Source organism: Streptomyces sp. NPDC059092, assembly GCF_042756365.1.
Classification (GTDB): Bacteria; Actinomycetota; Actinomycetes; order Streptomycetales; family Streptomycetaceae; genus Streptomyces.
In genome coordinates, this window is sequence record NZ_JBHZEJ010000085.1 from 17,480 (window position 1) to 35,325 (window position 17,846).

The following is a 17,846-nucleotide window of genomic DNA, read 5'->3' on the forward strand; positions in this document are numbered from 1 at the left end:
ACAGGTCGCACCGGCCACACGGCGGAGGAGGCGCACCCGGTACGAACCGGATGCGCCTCCTCCGTACGGCCGTTCGGCCGTCAGGAGTCGAAGTGGTCGTCCATCTCGTCGCGGGCGCTCCGCGCCCTGTCCTGCGCCTGGTCGCCCGCGCGGTCCTTGGCGTCGGAGGCGCGGCCGGACGCGTCGTCCTTGTTGCCCGCCTGCTCCTTCTCCTTCGCCTGGTCCGCGAGCTTCTGTGCCTTGTCCTTGAACTGGTCGGCAATACCCATGAAAGGTCAACTCCTGAGGGCTGAGAGCCTGAATGCCTGCGTGTGAAGGCCCCGAGTGGGGCCTCGACCAGCCTGACACGCCCGGACATTCAGCGCATTTCGATCAGTTACGCTCCGTGCCGGTTCTCGGGCCGCGCACCGCCGCGCGCCGCCTCGTCCGCGGCCCCGCCCGCGCCCACCAGCCCGTACCCGACCCCCGCGAGGCGCGGTGCGAGGCGCCGCATCTCGCGCGCTCCGGCCGTCGCGATCACCCCGGGGATCCAGCCCCGCACGGCCTGTGTCCCGCGCAGCCACCACTGTGCGTACACATGCGGCGAGCGGCGCTCGATCCCGGCGACGAGCCGGTCCACGGCCGGTCCTGGCGGATACGTACGGTTCGCGGGCCAGGGCAGCCGCTGCCGCAGCTCGCGCAGCACGTCGTCGCGGTCCGCGCCGCGCACCATGTCGGTGTCCGTCCAGGACAGATAGCCGACGCCGACGCCCACGCCCTGGTGGGCGACCTCGGCGCGCAGGCAGTGCGCGAACGCCTCGGCGCCGGACTTGGAGGCGCAGTACGCGCTCATCATCGGCGCCGGGGTGATCGCGGCGAGCGACGCGATCTGGAGGAAGTAGCCGCGGCTGCGCCTCAGCGCGGGCAGGAAGGCGCGCGCGGTCACCGCGGAGCCGATCAGGTTCACCTCGATCACGCGTCGCCACGCGCCCGGGTCGGAGCCGTCGACAGGACCGCCGGTCGCCACGCCCGCGTTGGCGACGACGATGTCCACCTTCCCGAAGCGCTCGACGGCCTCCTCGGCGACCCGGGCCATCGCCGCGTCGTCGGTGACATCGGCGTACCAGTGGCCGCACTCGGTGTGCAGCCGGCCGGCGACCGCCTTCAGTTCGTCGGCCTCCAGGCCGACGAGGACCAGCTTGGCGCCGCGTGCGGAGAGCTTGCGGGCGAGGAGTTCCCCGACACCGCGCGCCGCGCCCGTGACGACGGCGACCCGCCCGTCGAGGCGGCCGGCCGGCGCATCGTTCCTCATGCCACGTCCTCCTCGGCGCTCGCGTACGGGGTGACCAGGGCGCGGATCGCGGCGGTGACGGCCTCCGGCGCCTCCACGGGGGTCATGTGCCCGACCCCGGTGAGCACGGTGAGCCCGGTGCAGTGGGGCAGCGTCGCGGCGAGCGCCCGGGAGCGGACGGGCGGGGTGAGCCGGTCGTCGGCCCCGGTGAGGACGGCCGCGGGCACGCGCAGCTCCCGTACCTCGGCGTCGAGGTCGAGCGTGCCGAGCACGTGCGCCCAGGCGACCCGGACGACGCGCGGGCAGGCGTGCACGACCCTGGCGCACTCCGCGACGCGCGCGGGCGACGCGCCCGCACCCATCGTCCCGTACCGCAGCAGCTTCTTCGACAGCAGCGTGACGGGCCCCAGCGGGAGGGAGGAGGCGAGCAGGCTCGCCGTGATCCGGGTGCGTACGGGTCCGGCGCGCAGCGGGACGACCCGGGAGTCGTCGACCAGCCGTGAACTGCCGGTGCTGCACAGCAGTACGGCGGCCGCGTGCTCCTGGAAGACGGGGCGGCGGGCGGCGGCCATCAGCGTCATGCCGCCCATGGAATGCCCGGCGAGCACCACGCGCTCGCCCGGTTCGAGGGTGAGGCGGAGTACGGCTTCCAGGTCGTCGGCGAGGGCGTCGGTGCCGTAGCCGGCGGAGTGCGCGGGGTCGGGCACCGCGGAACGGCCGTGGCCGCGCTGGTCGTAGACGATCACCCGGTGGTCGGCGGCGAGGTCGGCGAGTTGCGCGGCCCAGAAGCGGACCGAGCAGGCCCAGCCGTGGATGAGGACGACGGTGGGGCGGCCCGCCTCGCCGTGGACCTCGACGTGGAGACGGGTGCCATCGGCGGACATGGCGGTCAGTTCACGTTCCTTGTGCGGCCGTGTCATCGCGCGTTCTCCCTCTTCCTCGTCGTGGCGGCTCTCTGTCCGGGCAGACCGGCGCGGCTCACCTCGTACTCGGCGAGGTCGACCCGGCGGGTGGCGCGCCGGAACTCCCCTGTGGTGCCGGGCCAGATGGTGGTGTTGCGGCCCCCGGCGTCCAGGTACCAGCTCGTACAGCCGCCGGTGTTCCACACGGTGCGGCGCATGCGCTCCTGCACCCGCCGGTTCCAGGCGTCCACGGCGGCGGGGCGCGGTGTGAGGACGGCGCGGCCGGTTCCGCCGCGCCCGCCCAGACCGTCCAACTGCCGCAGGTAGTCGGCGAGATAGGCGAGCTGGGCCTCGATCATCAGGATCATCGAGGAGTTGCCGAGGCCGGTGTTGGGGCCGACGATCGTCAGCCAGTTGGGGAAGCCGACGGCGGTCGCGCCGCGCAGCGACGCCATGCCGTCCTTCCACGCCTCGGCGAGGGTGATGCCGTCCTCGCCCACCACCCGCTCGGCGATCGGCATGTCGGTGACGTGGAAGCCGGTCCCGAAGACGACGGCGTCCACCTCCGCCTCCGTACCGTCGGCCGCGACGAGCGTGGAGCCGCGCACCTCGGCCAGCCCGGAGGCGACGAGGTCCACGTGGGGGCGGGCGAGCGCCGGGTAGTAGGTGCTGGAGAGCAGGATGCGCTTGCAGCCGATGCGGTACGAGGGCGTCAGCTCGGCCCGGAGCGCCGGATCCTTGATCGACCGGGCGATGTTGGCCTTGGCCAGGGACTCGACGAGCCCGAGTTCGTTCGGCCGCTTGGTGAACGCCTGCACCTGCAACTCCCTGACGCCCCAGAGAACTTGACGGCGTACGGCGCCGGTGAAGGGCAGGGTGCGGTGCAGGGCGCGTTCGGCGCCGGAGATCGCGCGGTCGACCCGGGGCATCACCCAGGGCGGGGTCCGCTGGAACAGCGTCAGCCTCGCCACCTCGGACTCGATGGCGGGCACGATCTGTATCGCGGAGGCGCCGGTGCCGACCACCGCGACGCGCTTGCCCCGCAGGTCGTAGCCGTGGTCCCAGCGCGCCGAGTGGAAGACCTTGCCGGGGAAGCCGTCGAGCCCGGGGATTTCCGGGACCTTGGGGTCGGAGAGCGCCCCGGTCGCGGAGACGACGACCTCGGCGGTGAAGCTTCCCCGGGAGGTCTCGATCTCCCAGTGCGCGGCGCCGGCGTCCCAGCGCATCAGCCGCACCTCGTGGCCGAGCCGCAGATGGGGCCGGAGGCCGAAGGTGTCCGCGACGTGCTCCAGGTACGCCCTGATGTGGCGCTGGCCCGAAAAAGTGCGCGGCCAGTCGGGGTTGGGCGCGAAGGAGAACGAGTAGAGGTGCGAGGGCACGTCGCAGGCGCACCCCGGATAGCTGTTGTCGCGCCAGGTCCCGCCGACGGTGTCGGCGCGCTCCAGGACGACGAAGTCGGTGATCCCCTCCCGTCGCAGCCGGACGGCGGCACCGAGCCCGCCGAACCCCGATCCGACCACCGCCACCCGTACACGCCGGCTTTCGTCACGCCGGTCCATGACCACCCCGACCACCCCTCCCACCCACGTGCATCACGCCAGCAATCACTGGCATGGTGGCGAGGGTAGAGCAGCGGGCTACTCGTGGGTAGGGGGCGGACCGAACAAGTTACCGGCGGTACGCCTTAGGCTGCCCGCCATGGAATACCGCATGGAGGAGCTGGCCCGCACGGCGGGCATCACGGTGCGCACCGTGCGCTTCTACCGCGAACGCGGCCTCCTGCCGCCACCCCGGCGCGAGGGCAGGATCGCCTGGTACGACGACCACCACCTGGCCCGGCTCCGCACCATCGCGGCCCTCCTGGAACGCGGCCACACCCTCACCGGCATCGCGGACCTCGCCACCGCCTTCGAGAGCGGACGCGACGTCGGCGAGGTCCTGGGCCTGGGGCTCGGCGAACCGACGGAGGAGACGCCCGTACGGCTCTCCCCGGAGGAACTGGCGGACTACTTCGAGGACGAGGTCACCCCGGAGAACCTGGCCACGGCACTGGAACTCGGCTACCTCGCCACGGACGGCGACGAGATAGTCCACATCAGCCGCCGCCTGCTGGACGTCTCCTCGTCCCTGGTCCGCGAGGGCGTCCCGCTCGCCGCCGTCCTGGAAACGGCCCGCCGGGTCCGCGCCCACGCGGACGCCCTGGCCGACCTCTTCGCCACCACGCTCCACACCCACGCCCCCGCGGCGGACACGACGAAGCTGCGCCCGCTGGCCCGCGGCGTGGTGGAGGCGGAACTCTCCATGGCCCTGGACCGCCGCCTGCGCACGGAGCCGCCCCAGGACACCCGCCCTCCGGCGGCCTGACAGGCGGGGCCGCCGGCTACAGGTCGTAGACCACCGTCACGGGCGCGTGGTCGCTCCACCGCTCCTCGTGGCTCGCCGCGCGCTCCACGTACGCCTTCACCGCGCGCGCAGCCAGCCCCGGCGTCGCGATCTGGTAGTCGATGCGCCGACCCATCAATCGGGCGGCACAACAAGCCCCGACCGATAGGGGATCGACGCCATGACCAGCAAGAACACCCGCCGCAAGGGGCTCTGCGCGCGCTCATCGCCATGCGACCGAGCGTGCGCACGGACGAGACGACTTCCCCGTAGTGGAGCGCGTCACCCACCCCGGCCACGACCTCGCCCCCGAACTCGCCGCACTCGAAGCGGAGTTGCGAGACCTGAGGGAGCGAGGAGCCCAACGGTTCATGACCGGTCGTCGGGAATTCTTTGCTCCTCACCAGAGAGCCTCACCAGAGAGTGAGGGCCAGTTACCGCGCACCCGCTCGGGGTGGCCGCTGGGGTCGTGAGGCGGGGCGCGGGGACCACCGCCCCATTGGACCCCAGCAGATCCTGGAGTGCTGAGTAGGTGAATTCGGTGGTTTCTACCAAAGCATCACAATGGCGGAGGCCATAAGCAAGAAGCAGAAACCCCAAAGCACGATCGGTCCCGACGCTCCCTTGAATTCGACGATACCGAAGAACTTCATTTCGACCCGGTCGAATCTCGCCTCCAGGAGGACAACGAGAATGAAGGATAATAACGCGGAGGAAGGAAGGCCGATGACTACGGCGAAATGCTGTTCGAATATTCCCATGATCCAGGGTTCTTGACGCCACATGGCGATGATGACGGGCAGGGAGACCGCCGCTGTTGTAAGGAGAGCGCCAGTCACACAGATCAGAGTGATCAGGTCTCGGTAGCGTCGTGACGGAGTGTTGGGAGGTGATGTTGCTGTAGATGTTCGGTTGGTGTCGGGCGCGACCGTTTCCGGCGTCGAGCTGGCCCCGTTCGCCATTGTCATGCCGCAATGATGTCCGGAGCCTGGGAGCCAAAACAGACGTTCATGCATCCGTTACGGAAGTGGCACCTCATGGCGGCAATACCCGACGCTCCGACCTGAAGAGCAGGCCGGCCGGAGTATTGCAGTTTTCCGGTTCGGCTCCGAGTGTGGGCCCTGTGACCAGCGCGTTGCCGTTTACTCCGTGAGCGACAACGAGCACCAGGACGATGACCAGGGGGACACATGCGCTGTATCGACTGCACCGAGCCCGCAACGCACCGCAGACGCCGCGAAGCGCACCACACCGTGTACGAGGGACCGCTCGCCCTCGGTGGCGAGGACGTGGACAGCAATGTGCAAGTGCTGTGCCGCGAGAGCCACGCGCTCAAGACCCGTACCGAGTTCTGGGCTGCTGGTGTTCGGGACCGACAGCGCTCCGCCCCGGTACGGGCGTTGATGGCTCGTACCGGGGCGGGGGTGTGCGGCTGGTGTTTCAGCCGGGGTATTCCACCGATGTACTCCCGCTGCTTCCGTCGAAGGAGGCGCCCACGTGCGTAGCGTTATCAGAACATTGCGGGCTCGTATAGAGGTCTGCGTTAAAGGCGTTACCGCTCGATCCGCCACCAAAGGAACTTCCGAAGGAGTAGCAGTTGCCGTCTGCGACGACTTGCACGGAGATCGGGAATCCTGCGGACAGAACCGCGGCGGTGGCGATAGTGACCAGCGCCTTTCCAAAGATCTTCACGTGACCTCTTTCGTGTGGGGTGATGTGCGGCATGAGTATGCGCATGTGAAGCCGCACTCGATCGCCAGGCCACTGGCGCAGCCGCTGCGGAAACGATTCCCCCTCCCTCGAAAGGAGGTAGCCGCCGTTGCCGCTTAATCCCCGAACTCCCTGCCCGATCCCCGGCTGCCCGGAGTTGAGCCGGGTGGCCGTTGCGAGGCCCATGAGCGGGAAGCGGCGAAAAGCCGTGCATCGCGTGGCGGTGCGGTCCACACGACGCGTTGGCAGCAAATTCGTAAGACGTTCCTGTATGCGAATCCGTGGTGTGTGCTCTGCGGCCGAATGGCGCGCGTTGCGGACCATTTACCTTTGAGTCGGCGTGCGCTCTTCGAGAGAGGCTGTTGGATCACAGGTGATCGACATCGAGAGGGCCGTCCCGTGGCGGATGGTTATACGTTCTTGGACTGCTGGCGCAGCGGGGGTCACCAACTGATCATTTCAGAATGAGGTCCGGAGTCGTCTCAGGCAGATGATGCTGCAGGCGAGTTGGAGCAGGCCGAGGTGGAGGTCGGCTCGTATCTCGTAGCGGATGCGCAGTCGTTTGAACCGGTGGAGCCAGGCGAAGGTCCGTTCGACGACCAAGCGTGTCTTGCCCAGTCCTGAGCCGTGTGGGGTGCCGCGGCGGGCGATCTTGGGTGTGATCCCACGTGCGCGGACGAGGCGCCGGTACTTGTCGTAGCCGTACCCGCGGTCGGCGAACAGCCGCCGTGGCCGGTGGCGTGGCCGGCCGCGCAGGCCACCGATGCGGGGTATGGCGTCCAGCAGAAGCATGAGCTGGGTGACATCGTGACGGTTTCCGCTGGTCAGAGAGATGGCGAGCGGAGTTCCGTGCCGGTCGACGGTGCCGGCCGAGGCGTTCGCCGGACTCAATGCCTGGCCGCGCGATGCGCGCGACGAGCCCACGCCCGCGCAGCCAGAAGAGGTGTCCGGCGGAGAAGTGCGCCTTGTCCGCGCGGAGTTTGACAGGCCGGCGCCGCCCGGGTCCCCGGCGGGACCGGACGGCGGGGATGCCGAGGATGAGCGGCTTGAAGGCGAGACTGGCGTGCATGTTCGCTCCCGACACGGCGGCGGTGAACGGGATGCCCTGGGCGTCGGACAAGACATGCAGCTTGCTGCCCTTCTTGCCGGGACCGACCGGGTTCGGCCCCGTCAGCGATCCCCCTTTTGGGCGCGTACGGAGGCCGAGTCGACGATCGCCGAGGTCCAGTCCACTGCGCCACGGACCCCGAGTTCGTCCAGCACCGCCCGGTGCATCCGACGCCACAGGCCGACCTCGGTCCATACCGTGAAGCGGCGATGCGCGGTGGAGGAGGCCGTGCCGAATGTCGGGGGCGGATACCGCCAGGCACAGCCAGTGGTCAGCACGTACACCACCGCAGTGAACACGGCCCGTTCGTCACACGGAGCGGTCCCACCACCTTGCGGTCGAGCCGCGAACGACGGCAATAACGGGGCGCACAGCTCACAGAGTTCATCAGGAACCAGACACTTCGACAGATCAGCACTCACGACCGGCATCATGCCGCCCGAACATCACGTCACGTCGTGGAACAGCCCCTGAGCGTTGGCTGGTGCGGCCATCCTGGCGGCCTGCTCGATCTTCGCGCAGTAAGCCGCACGGGCTTCCTCGTCGATCGGCTGCTCGCTTTCGGCACGCAACCCGGTCCGGCCATCGACGCCCTCGCGCAGGATGTCGGCGTGCCCGGCATGCCGGATGGTCTCGCCGAGGACATGGACCATGATGGCGAACAGGTTCGTATTCTGATAAGGCTCCGCCCACCAGGGCACGTGGCCGGGGGCATCAAGGGCAAGCTCGTTGACCGTCGCGTCCGAGTGTTCCCACGTGCGCCGGTAGAACCCGACGATCTGATCACGCGTCTCGTTCTCGGCCGCCCATTGATCGCTGCCGTCGGAGTCCTGCCACCGGCACAGCGGCTCCGGAGAAGGGCGGTCGAAGACCTCACCGAAGTACCTGGCCTCGACCGTGGCCACGTGTTTGACCAGACCGAGGAGGCTGGTCCCGGTCGCTGTCAGAGGCCGGCGCGCGTCGTATTCGGACAAGCCGTCGAGCTTCCAGAGCAGCACCTCACGGTCCCGCCGCAGTCTCTTGTGCAGGTTGTCTTTCCCGAAACCATCGATCATGCGGCACGAGCCTGCCATGGGCTGCTCATGGCCTCAAGAACCCGTACGCGATCCGCAACGACCGGCGGAGCCGTCGTCAGCTTCGGTCACCGCCCCGACCTGCTGCAAGGAGCTCATGAACCTGCCCACGTGAGACAACCTCTAAGGGCTGTCCCGTAACTGCTGGTCAGGGTGCGGAAACTGCGTAGCTGCCGAGTTCGCGGTGCCGGTATCGTCCGGTTTCCCGACCCGCCGTACCGGCGGCCTACGTTCAGAGAGCGATGCAGATGACCAGCCGGCAAGCAACGACGCCCCTGTGGCGCCCCACCGGCCCCAAGGAGCTGGATCTGGTTCGAGAGCTGAACTGGCGTGCCTGGCCGCCCCGGCTGCCTGAGCAGCCGATCTTCTACCCGGTCCTCAACGAGGACTACGCGGTAAGGATCGCGCGGGACTGGAACGTAAAGCACGACGGAGCCGGCTTCGTCACTCGTTTTGAGGTCGAGTCGGAGTTCTTGCGTCGGTATCCCATCCAGCAGGCCGGCGGGCAGACGATCCTTGAGCTCTGGGTTCCGGCCGAGGAGCTGGACGACTTCAACGCCCACATTGTCGGCGAGATCCAGGTGGTCCACGAGTTCCGTTGAGGCGAGGAGGCCTGCTGGCGGGGCACGCCACGGTGCGATGATCCTGGCGTGGCTGGTGTGCTCACGACGTCGGAGCCGTCCTGGACAGCCCCGTTCACCGGCCTGAGTCCGCGTGTCTTCGGGAAGCTGGTGACCATGCTGCGGCGCGAGGGTGCGGACGCGGTCCGCAAGGGTCGGCCGTGGGGCCTGCCCCTGGAAGACCGGGCACTGCTGGTCGCGGCGTACTGGCGCACAGACCTGACGATGCGCAGGCTCGCCCCGCTGTTCGGAGTGTCGAAATCCGCGGCGGACCGCGTGATCGACCATCTCGGACCGATGCTCGCGCTCCAGCCCCGCAAGCGGTTCACCAAGGACACCGTGCTCATGGTGGACGGCACCCTGGTCCCCGCCCGCGACCACGCGGTGGCGGAACAGTCCAAGAACTACCGCTGCTCCACCACCAGGTCGCCATCGACGCCGATGCCCGGCTCGTTGTCGTGGTCGGCCGACCACTGCCCGGGAACCGCAACGACTGCAAGGCGTGGGAGTAATCCGGCGTCCGAAGCGGGTCGCACGACGGCCGAACACGCATGTCCGGGGTGACCCAAAGATCATTTACGGGACAGCCCTTGGACAGGGTTGAACAGACCTAAACGGGTCGGCTTGCCGTCAGACATGAAAACACCCCGGCAGGCCGATCAGGCCCGGCCCCAGAGAGCTTGACCGGAGTACGTAACTCCGCCCCGAACAGCAGACCAGCCCGGTTCGGCCACGTGCCGGGCGGGGCTTGTCGCCGACCCCTGCCTACAGGTCGTAGACCACCGTCACGGGCGCGTGGTCGCTCCACCGCTCCTCGTGGCTCGCCGCGCGCTCCACGTACGCCTTCACCGCGCGCGCAGCCAGCCCCGGCGTCGCGATCTGGTAGTCGATGCGCCAGCCGGCGTCGTTGTCGAAGGCGCGGCCGCGGTACGACCACCACGAGTACGGGCCGTCCTGGTCCGGATGCAGGGCGCGGACGACGTCGACGTATCCCGGGCCCGGCTCCTCGAAGACCCGGGTCAGCCAGGCGCGCTCCTCGGGGAGGAAGCCGGAGGACTTGCGGTTGGCCTTCCAGTTCTTGAGGTCGGCCTCCTGGTGGGCGATGTTCCAGTCGCCGCCGACGACCACCTCGCGCCCGTCGGCCGCCGCGCGCCGACGCAGGTCCTCCAGGTACGGCAGGAACGCGTCCATGAAGCGGATCTTCTCGTCCTGGCGCTCCGTGCCGACCTCGCCCGAGGGCAGATAGAGGCTCGCGACCGTGACCCCGGGCAGGTCGATCTCCGCGTACCGCCCGCTCGCGTCGAACTCCTCGCTGCCGAATCCGATCCGCGTCGCCTCCGGCTCCCGGCGCGCGTAGAGCGAGACCCCGGCGCGGCCCTTGGCGGTGGCGGGGGCGTGCAGGACGTGCCAGCCCTCGGGCGCCCGCACGGTTTCGGGGAGCTGCTGCGGCTCCGCCCGTACCTCCTGGAGGCAGACCACGTCGGCGGAGGTGGCCGCGAGCCACTCCACGAAGCCCTTCTTCGCGGCGGCGCGCAGCCCATTCACGTTCACGCTGGTCACGGTGTACAAAACATCATCTTCCGTCGCACGTCGCACAGAACAGACGGGCAGCCTATCCGGCCGCCCCCTGGAAGGCTCTCGCACCTCCTGCTAGTCTGAATTCGAACTAGTCGGAATTCCCGGCTACTCGACAAACGGACGACGGGAGGCCGCATGCCGGACAAACCGGTGGACTGGCAGGCGGGCTGGCTGCGCGGCGCCCTCGAACTCGCCCTCGCCGCCGTCCTCGCCGAGGGCGACGGGCACGGTTACGCACTGGCCCAGCGGCTGGACGAACACGGCTTCGGCCAGGTCAAGGGCGCCGCGCTCTACCCGGTTCTGGGCCGGATGGAGCGGGACGGCGTGGTGACCGCGCAGTGGGAGCCGGGCGAGGGCGGCCCCGGCCGGAAGGTGTACGCGCTCACCCCGGCGGGCCGGGACCGGCTCGGCGAGCAGCGGGCGGGGTGGGCGCGGTTCTCGGTGCTCATGGACGGCCTGCTGGCCGAAGCGCCACCCGTGGGGCACCAGGCGGACGGACCCGATCGATCGATTGAGGGAGAACGATGACCGAGACACCCGGCAGGACGGCCGAGCAGTGGTCGCAGCGGCTGGAGTACGAGCTGGCCTCGCGGCCCGGCATGGACCGTGCCGCGATCACCGAGGTACTGGACGAGGTCGCCGCGCACTGCGCCGAGACCGGCCGGCACCCCGAGGAGGCGTTCGGCCCGCCGGACGAGTTCGCCGCCCAGGCGGCCCGCGACCGGGTGCCGGTCGAGGAGCGGGCGCGGCGCGACTGGGCCTTCCGGACGCCCTCGGAGTTCTGGCCCATGGGCCTGGTGACGGTCACCGGGATGCTGGCCGTCTTCGCCGTCTTCGCCCTCGTCCGTCACGGCCTCTGGTTCGACGTGACCGTGTCGGGCCTGTGCGGTGTCGCCCTGATGGCCGTGCTCGTCCAACTGGTCTGGTTCGCGGTGGGGTTGCACGCCGACGGCCGGATACGGGCCGCCGCCGCCACCGGGGGCGGCGCCGCCGTGCTGGTCGTCGGGGCGGCGCTCGCCTTCCTGGCGCTGCCGGACGACCGGATCGCCCGCTTCCCGACCCTCGTCCTGATCCCTCTCTGCGTGGCGCTGCACGCCCTGACCGTCCGCCTCGGGCCCGGCCACGCCGACCGTACGACCGCGGCGCCCGACCCCACCGACCCCGGCCAGTGGCTGCGCCGGCTCGACGCGCTCCTGCGGGGGCGCCACAAGCTGCCCCGCCGCCGCGCCGCCGAGCTGGTCACCGAGGCCCGTGACCACCTGGCCGCGAGCGGGAGTTCACCGGCCGAGGAGTTCGGCCCCGTAGAGGTGTACGCGCTCCACCTGGCCGAGCACGCGGGCCCCCGCACCTGGTGGTCGCGGTCCGGCTGGTGGCTGCCGGTCATATGCGCTCTGGTCACGGCCAGCTGGGTGGTGCGCTGGTGGCAGGGCGACATCGACCGGGCGTTCTGGGTCAACACCGTGGGGGTGGCCGCCGTCGCGCTGATCTGGGTCGCGAAGGTGGTGCCGGACAAGCCGTCCTCCTGAGGACGCTCGGACGCGCATCAGCGACCTCCGGCGGGTACACATCGGATGACCTGATTCCTCAGGAGGTGCTGTATCCATGCTCCACCGCGCCAGAGCAACATCCGCCTCAGCAGAGATCCGAGGGATGGCCCGCCTCGTCGGGATCCTCGTGACCGCGCTGCTGCTGGTCGCCGGGGTCGCGCCGACCGCCACCGCGACGACCGCCACCACCAGCGCGGACGCCACGCCCCTTACCGTCCCCGCCCTCACCAACTGGATGGCGCAGAAAGGTGAGTTCACCTTCACCCGCGCCACCCGCCTGGTCGTCGCCCCGGACGACCCCGCCGCGCGCCGCACCGCCGTCACCCTCGCCCAGGACCTCCGCGCGGCGGGCCGGGGCGACGTCCCCGTCGCCGCAGTACGGGGCACCGGCCGCCCCGGGGACGTCCTGATCGCCACCGCCCCCGGGCGGAGCCGGGCGCTGGGGGCCGAGGGGTACGAACTCCGGGTCACCGACCGGGTCCGCATCACCGGAGCCACCACCGCCGGAGCCTTCTACGGCACCCGCACCCTGCTCCAGCTCCTCGCCACCGCCGACCGCATACCCGCGGGCCGCACCGTCGACGTACCCGCGTACCCGGAGCGGGGCGTGGGCGTCTGCGCCTGCTACATCCACATCACCCCGGCCTGGCTGGAGAACCTGCTCCGCGACATGGCGTACCTGAAGCTCAACCAGCTCCTGCTGGAGCTGAAGGTGAAGAGCGACCGCCACCCGGAGGCCAACTCCTGGGGCTACTACACCAAGGAGGAGATACGCCGCCTCGTCGCACTCGGCGACCGCTACCACATCACCATCGTCCCGGAGATCAACTCCCCCGGTCACATGGACCCGTGGATCGAGCAGCGGCCCGATCTCCAGCTCACCGACTCCGACGGCGCGCCGCAGCCCTCGCGCCTCGACGTCACCAGCCCGGCCGCCTTCTCGTACTACACCGACCTCATGGACGAGTACGCCGAGGTCTTCACCGCGCCCGTCTGGCACATGGGCGCGGACGAGTACATGCTCGGCTCCGACTTCGCGAAGTACCCGCACATCCTTGAGTACGCGCGCGACCGGTACGGCCCGGCCGCCACCCCGCAGGACGCCTTCATCGACTTCGTCAACCGCGTCCAGGCCCACGCGGCGGGCCGCGGCAAGCAGCTCCGGATCTGGAACGACGGGCTGACCGGCGACCACACCGTCCCCGTCGCCGCGGGCACCACCGTCGAGCACTGGCTGAACGTCAGGACCAGGCCCAGCGAACTCCTCGCCCAGGGATACCGGGTCATGAACGCCTCGTACTCCCTCTATCTCATCCGCGGCGGCTTCCACATGAACACCGCCTCCCTGTACGGGCAGGGCTGGGACCCGCGCAGCTTCGAGGGTGAGAAGGTCGCCTCCGCCGCCGGGATCACCGGCGCGAAGATCAGCCTCTGGCCCGACAACGGTCGCGGCGAGACCGAGAACGAGGTCGCCACCGGCCTGTTCCTGCCGCTGCGCTACATCGCCCAGACCACCTGGGGGTCCCCGCGCCCCGACGCGACCTACGCGGAGTTCACCGCCCGCGCCACCGCCGTCGGGTACGCGCCGGGCCGCGCCGATCTCACCCGTCCGCCGCTGCCCGACGGCACGTACACCCTGCGCGACGCGAGCGGCCGACAGCCCGCCGTACAGAAGCGGATCACCCGTACCGCCGACGGCTACGTCACCCTCACCGACCCGGCCACCGGACGGTGCGCCGAGACCAGGAGCGGCCGGCTGACCCTCAACACGCCGCTGGAGCCCGGCAGTCCCGTCACCCAGGAGGTCTGCTCGGCCGCCTCCACGCTCCAGCGCTGGCAACTGACCTCCGTGCAGGGCGGGTTCCACCTCACTCAGGCGATCACACGGATGTCCGTCGTCCTCACCGCCGACGGACGGTGGGTCCAGTACCCGCCCGACCAGCGCCCGCCCACCGTCTGGACGCTCACCGCTCCGGAAGCAGCTCCGAAAGCCACTCCGGAAGCCGCTCCGGAACCTGCCCCGGCCGTCGGCCCGGCAGCCGGCCCGCAGAAGGGAAACCGCTCATGACGCTGGGAAGACGCCCGTTCGTCGCCGGGCTCGGGGCCCTCACCGCCGTGTCCCTCCCGCCGTACGCCCCCGCCCACGCGGCGCACGCGGGCGCGGACGAACCCGCCGCACGCGTCCCCGTCAGCCCCGACGACACCCCCGACCAGCTCGTGGCGAAGGCCGCCGGGCTGCGCCCGACGGAGCGCCAGATCGCGTGGCAGCGGCTGGAGCGGACCGCGTTCCTGCACTTCGGTGTGAACACCTTCACCGGCCTCGAATGGGGGACGGGCGACGAGGACCCCGATGTCTTCCAGCCCGTCGGCCTGGACACCGACCAGTGGGCGCGCGCCCTGCGCGACGGCGGCTTCACGCTCGCCATCCTCACCGTCAAGCACCACGACGGGTTCGTCCTCTTCCCCTCCCGCCACACCGGCCACAGCGTCGCCTCCTCCACCTGGGAGGCGGGCCGCGGCGACGTGCTGCGCTCGTTCGCCGACTCGATGCGCGCCCACGGCATCAAGGTCGGCGTGTACATCTCCCCGGCGGACGAGAACCAGTACCTGCACGGCGTCTACGCCAACGGCAGCGCCCGCACCCCGCGCACCATCCCCACCCCGGTGGACGGCGACGCCGGCGCCGGGCGGACCGGGCCCGTCCTCCGGCTCCCCGCCACCGACTACGGCGCCCTCATGCTCAACCAGCTCTACGAGGTGCTGACCGAGTACGGTCCGGTCGACGAGGTGTGGTTCGACGGCGCCCAGGGCCGTATCCCGCCCGAGCACGTCGAGGTCTACGACTGGGACAGTTGGTACACGCTGATCCGCGCCCTCGCCCCGCGGGCGGCCATCGCCGTCTCCGGGCCCGACGTCCGCTGGGTCGGCAACGAGGGCGGCTCCGCCCGCGAGAACGAGTGGAGCACCGTCCCCGTCAAGGCGGTGGCCAACGGCCGCACCGACTTCGCCCTCTCCTACGACACCCCCGACCAGGGCGGCCGCGACGCCCTCGTCCGGGCCCTGCCGGACACCGACTTCCTCCAGTGGTGGCCCGCCGAGTGCGATGTGTCGATCCGCCCCGGCTGGTTCTTCCACCCCGACGAACGCCCCAAGACCGCCCAGCAGCTCACCGACCTCTACTTCCGGTCGGTCGGCCGGAACGCCGTCCTGCTGCTCAACGTCCCGCCCGACCGGAACGGCCGGCTCGACCCGGCGGACGTCGCCGCCCTGGCCGCCTTCGCCGAGCGGGTACGGCGCGAACTCCCCGCGGACCTGGCGCGGGGCGCCCGCGCCCGGGGCGACGGCCGCGCCCCCGCCCTGGCGGTCGACGGCGACCCTGACACCTCGTGGACCGCCCCGGCACCCTCCGCCGGGACGCTCACCCTGGACCTGGGCGCACCGACGGCCGTCGACCGGATCCGGCTGGCCGAGGACATCCGTCACGGCCAGCAGATCGAGCGGTCCGTGGTCGAGGCCGAGTTGGCGACCGGCTGGACGGAAGTCACCCGTACGGGCACGGTCGGCGCGAGCCGCATCCTGCTCCTGCCGGCCCCGGTCACCGCCCGGCGCTGGCGGCTGCGGATCCTCGGCTCCCGCCGGCCGGCCCGTATCGCGGAGTTCGGCCTCTACCGCTCCACGCTCTGACGGTCCCGTACATCGGTCCCGGTCCCGGTCTCCGCCGCCGGCGCGGTCTTCGCGCGCCGGTGGCGGGCCGAGGCGAGCAGCGCGACACCGGTGCCGGCCACCGCGTAGACGGCCAGGACCCACAGCGGCCCGGCGAGGGCGTTGCCGGAGAAGTAGACGGTGTTGCGTACGGCGGTGGTGCCCGCGCCGGTGGGGATGTAGTCGCCGATGGCCCGCCAGAACGGCGGCAGCAGCGACGAGGGGAACGCGCCGCCCGCGCTCGGGTTGCCCAGGACGACGAAGACCAGGATCGTCACGCCGATCCCCATGATGCCCAGCAGGATCTGGAGGGCGACGGTGGTCGCGGCGGCGGCGAAGACGGTCAGCGCGCCGATCGCCCACAGCTCGGCGAAGTGGCCGCTCAGCGCGCCGAGTACGGGCCCCGCGATCAGGGCGCCGCCCAGCCCGGAGACCACCGCGTACACGGCGAGGACGCCGAGCCTGATGACCGTACGGTGGAGGTTGGCCGGCCGTGACCCGGCGGCGACGCCGAGAATGGCCGCGGCGAGGTAGCCGCCCACGATCCAGCCGATGGCCAGGTAGAACGAGGACAGCCCGCGCCCGTCGCCCGCCGCGGGCGGCAGGATGTCGTCGGTGGTGACCGTACGGTTCTGGGCCGCGTCGGCCCGCTCGACGATCTGCGTGGCCGTCGACGAGACGGCGGGCCCGCCCGCGGACGCCACGAGCAGCGTGTCCTCGGTGCCCTTCGGGTTGACGAGGAGTACGGCGTCGACGGTGCGGTCGTGGATCAGCGCGCGCCCGGCGGCCTCGTCCTGGACGGCGCGGGCCGCGAGGGGGTCGCCGTCCAGCGCGTTCAGCCGGTCGACGGTCTGCGCGGAGACCTGCTCAGGGGCGACGACGGCGAGGGGGATCCGGTGCGGGGCCGGCGCGTGGAAGGCTCCGATGTACGACAGGATGAACGCGAGTTGGAGGACCAGCCCGCCGACGACGAGCAGCAGCCCGCGCGCGCTGAGCGCGTCCCTCAGTTCGGCGGTGAACCCGCGCGCCGGTGGGGCGGTGGACGCGGATATGGACGGGTCGGAGGGGTCGGCCAGGTCGGTGCTCATCGCTCGGGGGTTCCTTAGTCGTCGTTCGGGTGGGGGGTGTGGCGCGGGGCGTCCTGGGCGGGGTCGCGCGGGTCCGCCGCCGTGGTCAGCGCGCGGACGAGGTACGGGGCGATGCGCCGCGACAGCCCCTCGGCGCCCCGGATCGTCCGCGGCCCCTGGACGGGCTCCAGAGCGCTGATGCCCTTGAACAGGGCGATGAGCAGCCGGGCCCCGTCGGCAGGGTCGATCGTGGGGCGCAGCCCGGTCCTGGCGAGGGTCTCCGTGATCATCCCGGCCACGCCGTGGACCAGGCGTTCCTCGTGGACGGCCAGCAGTTCGGCGACGGCGGGGGTGCGGGCCGCGTGCAGCGTGAACTCCATGGAGACGAGGAACCACTGCCGTTCCCGGGAGGCCCGGTCCGCCGTGTACGCCAGCAGCCCGTCGACCAGGTCCGCGCCCGGGTCCAGCCGGGCGGCCTCGTCCCGCAGGCCGGACAGCAGGCGGTCGGCGTGGGCGTCGTACAGCGCGAGGAACAGCTCGTCCTTGTCGCGGTAGTTGGAGTAGAAGGCGCCCCGGGTGAGCCCGGCGCGCTCGACGATGTCGCTGATCGAGGTGGCGTGGAAGCCGCGCTCGGTGAAGAGGGCCAGCGCGCTGTCGGTCAGGGAGGCGACCGTACGGGGACGGCGTCTGGTCGGTGACTTCGGCATGGCTGGGCCCTTTCTCGCGCTCCGGTCGGCCGGTCGGCCGGCCGGTTCAGGTCGGCCCGCGCCGGAGAGCCAACGGATACATCATGTATCCGATACGCGATGTATGCAAAGTGATGCCGCACACCCCGCGGACGCCGGAGCCCGTACATGCCGGAGGCCCGGTCCCGCGGTGTGAACCGC

17 protein-coding genes and 4 pseudogenes are annotated in these 17,846 nt (G+C 70.9%); 7 read left to right on the plus strand and 14 right to left on the minus strand.

Going from position 1 to position 17,846, the window contains the following annotated elements:
- Nucleotides 1-80 precede the first annotated feature (80 nt).
- The 4 genes from ACFXPL_RS32915 to ACFXPL_RS32930 form a co-directional block, all read right to left on the minus strand.
- Entirely contained in the window at nucleotides 81-269 is a 189-nt protein-coding gene (locus ACFXPL_RS32915) for a hypothetical protein (protein WP_384926554.1), read from the minus strand.
- A gap of 107 nt (nucleotides 270-376) precedes the next feature.
- Nucleotides 377-1,291 carry an SDR family oxidoreductase gene (locus ACFXPL_RS32920; RefSeq protein WP_384926556.1) on the minus strand — a complete coding sequence of 305 codons (915 nt, stop codon included), beginning with the start codon at nucleotides 1,289-1,291 and terminating at the stop codon, nucleotides 377-379.
- Nucleotides 1,288-2,190 (minus strand): alpha/beta fold hydrolase, encoded by a 903-nt coding sequence (locus ACFXPL_RS32925; protein ID WP_384926558.1) that lies wholly within the window; start codon nucleotides 2,188-2,190, stop codon nucleotides 1,288-1,290. Before ACFXPL_RS32925 ends, ACFXPL_RS32920 begins: the two co-directional genes overlap by 4 nt.
- Nucleotides 2,187-3,731, minus strand: coding sequence for a flavin-containing monooxygenase (locus ACFXPL_RS32930; protein ID WP_384926560.1), 1,545 nt, complete (start codon nucleotides 3,729-3,731; stop codon nucleotides 2,187-2,189). The genes ACFXPL_RS32925 and ACFXPL_RS32930 overlap by 4 nt, the downstream gene beginning before the upstream one ends.
- A 151-nt stretch (nucleotides 3,732-3,882) precedes the next feature.
- Here ACFXPL_RS32930 and ACFXPL_RS32935 point away from each other — a divergent pair, with 151 nt between their 5' ends.
- Nucleotides 3,883-4,536: a MerR family transcriptional regulator gene (locus ACFXPL_RS32935; protein WP_384926589.1), complete on the plus strand. Its 654-nt coding sequence runs from the start codon at nucleotides 3,883-3,885 to the stop codon at nucleotides 4,534-4,536.
- A 16-nt stretch (nucleotides 4,537-4,552) separates the two neighbouring features.
- Here the strand turns inward: ACFXPL_RS32935 and ACFXPL_RS32940 are convergent.
- The 7 genes and pseudogenes from ACFXPL_RS32940 to ACFXPL_RS32970 form a co-directional block, all read right to left on the minus strand.
- Nucleotides 4,553-4,687: pseudogene (locus ACFXPL_RS32940) on the minus strand (exodeoxyribonuclease III); the annotation flags it as partial.
- A gap of 415 nt (nucleotides 4,688-5,102) precedes the next feature.
- Complete coding sequence (locus ACFXPL_RS32945; protein ID WP_384926562.1) at nucleotides 5,103-5,522, minus strand: hypothetical protein; 420 nt, start codon at nucleotides 5,520-5,522, stop codon at nucleotides 5,103-5,105.
- A gap of 472 nt (nucleotides 5,523-5,994) precedes the next feature.
- Nucleotides 5,995-6,246, minus strand: a complete 252-nt coding sequence (locus tag ACFXPL_RS32950) for a hypothetical protein (protein WP_384926564.1) — start codon at nucleotides 6,244-6,246, stop codon at nucleotides 5,995-5,997.
- A gap of 477 nt (nucleotides 6,247-6,723) precedes the next feature.
- Nucleotides 6,724-7,107, minus strand: a pseudogene (locus ACFXPL_RS32955) (transposase); the annotation flags it as partial.
- Between the two features lie 31 nt (nucleotides 7,108-7,138).
- Nucleotides 7,139-7,549: pseudogene (locus ACFXPL_RS32960) on the minus strand (transposase); the annotation flags it as partial.
- Complete coding sequence (locus ACFXPL_RS32965) at nucleotides 7,435-7,794, minus strand: transposase (protein WP_384926566.1); 360 nt, start codon at nucleotides 7,792-7,794, stop codon at nucleotides 7,435-7,437. The gene ACFXPL_RS32965 and the pseudogene ACFXPL_RS32960, both read right to left, overlap by 115 nt.
- A 24-nt stretch (nucleotides 7,795-7,818) precedes the next feature.
- A complete protein-coding gene (locus ACFXPL_RS32970) occupies nucleotides 7,819-8,427 on the minus strand; it encodes a DinB family protein (protein ID WP_384926568.1) in 609 nt (202 codons plus the stop codon).
- Nucleotides 8,428-8,687: 260 nt separating this feature from the next.
- On the opposite strand from ACFXPL_RS32970, the gene ACFXPL_RS32975 reads away from it, so the two are divergent.
- A complete protein-coding gene (locus tag ACFXPL_RS32975) occupies nucleotides 8,688-9,047 on the plus strand; it encodes a hypothetical protein (RefSeq protein ID WP_384926570.1) in 360 nt (119 codons plus the stop codon).
- Between the two features lie 48 nt (nucleotides 9,048-9,095).
- Nucleotides 9,096-9,574: pseudogene (locus ACFXPL_RS32980) on the plus strand (transposase family protein); the annotation flags it as partial.
- A gap of 256 nt (nucleotides 9,575-9,830) precedes the next feature.
- On the opposite strand, the gene ACFXPL_RS32985 reads toward ACFXPL_RS32980, so the two are convergent.
- Complete coding sequence (locus ACFXPL_RS32985) at nucleotides 9,831-10,634, minus strand: exodeoxyribonuclease III (protein ID WP_384926572.1); 804 nt, start codon at nucleotides 10,632-10,634, stop codon at nucleotides 9,831-9,833.
- 144 nt (nucleotides 10,635-10,778) lie between these two features.
- On the opposite strand from ACFXPL_RS32985, the gene ACFXPL_RS32990 reads away from it, so the two are divergent.
- The 4 genes from ACFXPL_RS32990 to ACFXPL_RS33005 all read left to right on the plus strand — a co-directional run bounded on the left by ACFXPL_RS32990 (nucleotide 10,779) and on the right by ACFXPL_RS33005 (nucleotide 15,874).
- Complete coding sequence (locus ACFXPL_RS32990; protein ID WP_384926574.1) at nucleotides 10,779-11,171, plus strand: PadR family transcriptional regulator; 393 nt, start codon at nucleotides 10,779-10,781, stop codon at nucleotides 11,169-11,171.
- On the plus strand, nucleotides 11,168-12,169 hold the full coding sequence (locus ACFXPL_RS32995) for a hypothetical protein (protein ID WP_384926575.1): 1,002 nt from the start codon (nucleotides 11,168-11,170) through the stop codon (nucleotides 12,167-12,169). Before ACFXPL_RS32990 ends, ACFXPL_RS32995 begins: the two co-directional genes overlap by 4 nt.
- Nucleotides 12,170-12,293: 124 nt before the next feature.
- A complete protein-coding gene (locus tag ACFXPL_RS33000; protein ID WP_384926577.1) occupies nucleotides 12,294-14,258 on the plus strand; it encodes a family 20 glycosylhydrolase in 1,965 nt (654 codons plus the stop codon).
- Nucleotides 14,255-15,874, plus strand: coding sequence for an alpha-L-fucosidase (locus tag ACFXPL_RS33005; protein ID WP_384926579.1), 1,620 nt, complete (start codon nucleotides 14,255-14,257; stop codon nucleotides 15,872-15,874). Before ACFXPL_RS33000 ends, ACFXPL_RS33005 begins: the two co-directional genes overlap by 4 nt.
- On the opposite strand, the gene ACFXPL_RS33010 is transcribed toward ACFXPL_RS33005, so the two are convergent.
- Both ACFXPL_RS33010 and ACFXPL_RS33015 read right to left on the minus strand, forming a co-directional pair.
- A complete protein-coding gene (locus ACFXPL_RS33010; RefSeq protein WP_384926581.1) occupies nucleotides 15,856-16,980 on the minus strand; it encodes an ABC transporter permease in 1,125 nt (374 codons plus the stop codon). The two genes, ACFXPL_RS33005 and ACFXPL_RS33010, sit on opposite strands and share 19 nt — an antisense overlap.
- 14 nt (nucleotides 16,981-16,994) lie before the next feature.
- Nucleotides 16,995-17,666 (minus strand): TetR/AcrR family transcriptional regulator, encoded by a 672-nt coding sequence (locus tag ACFXPL_RS33015; RefSeq protein ID WP_384926583.1) that lies wholly within the window; start codon nucleotides 17,664-17,666, stop codon nucleotides 16,995-16,997.
- Nucleotides 17,667-17,846 lie beyond the last annotated feature (180 nt).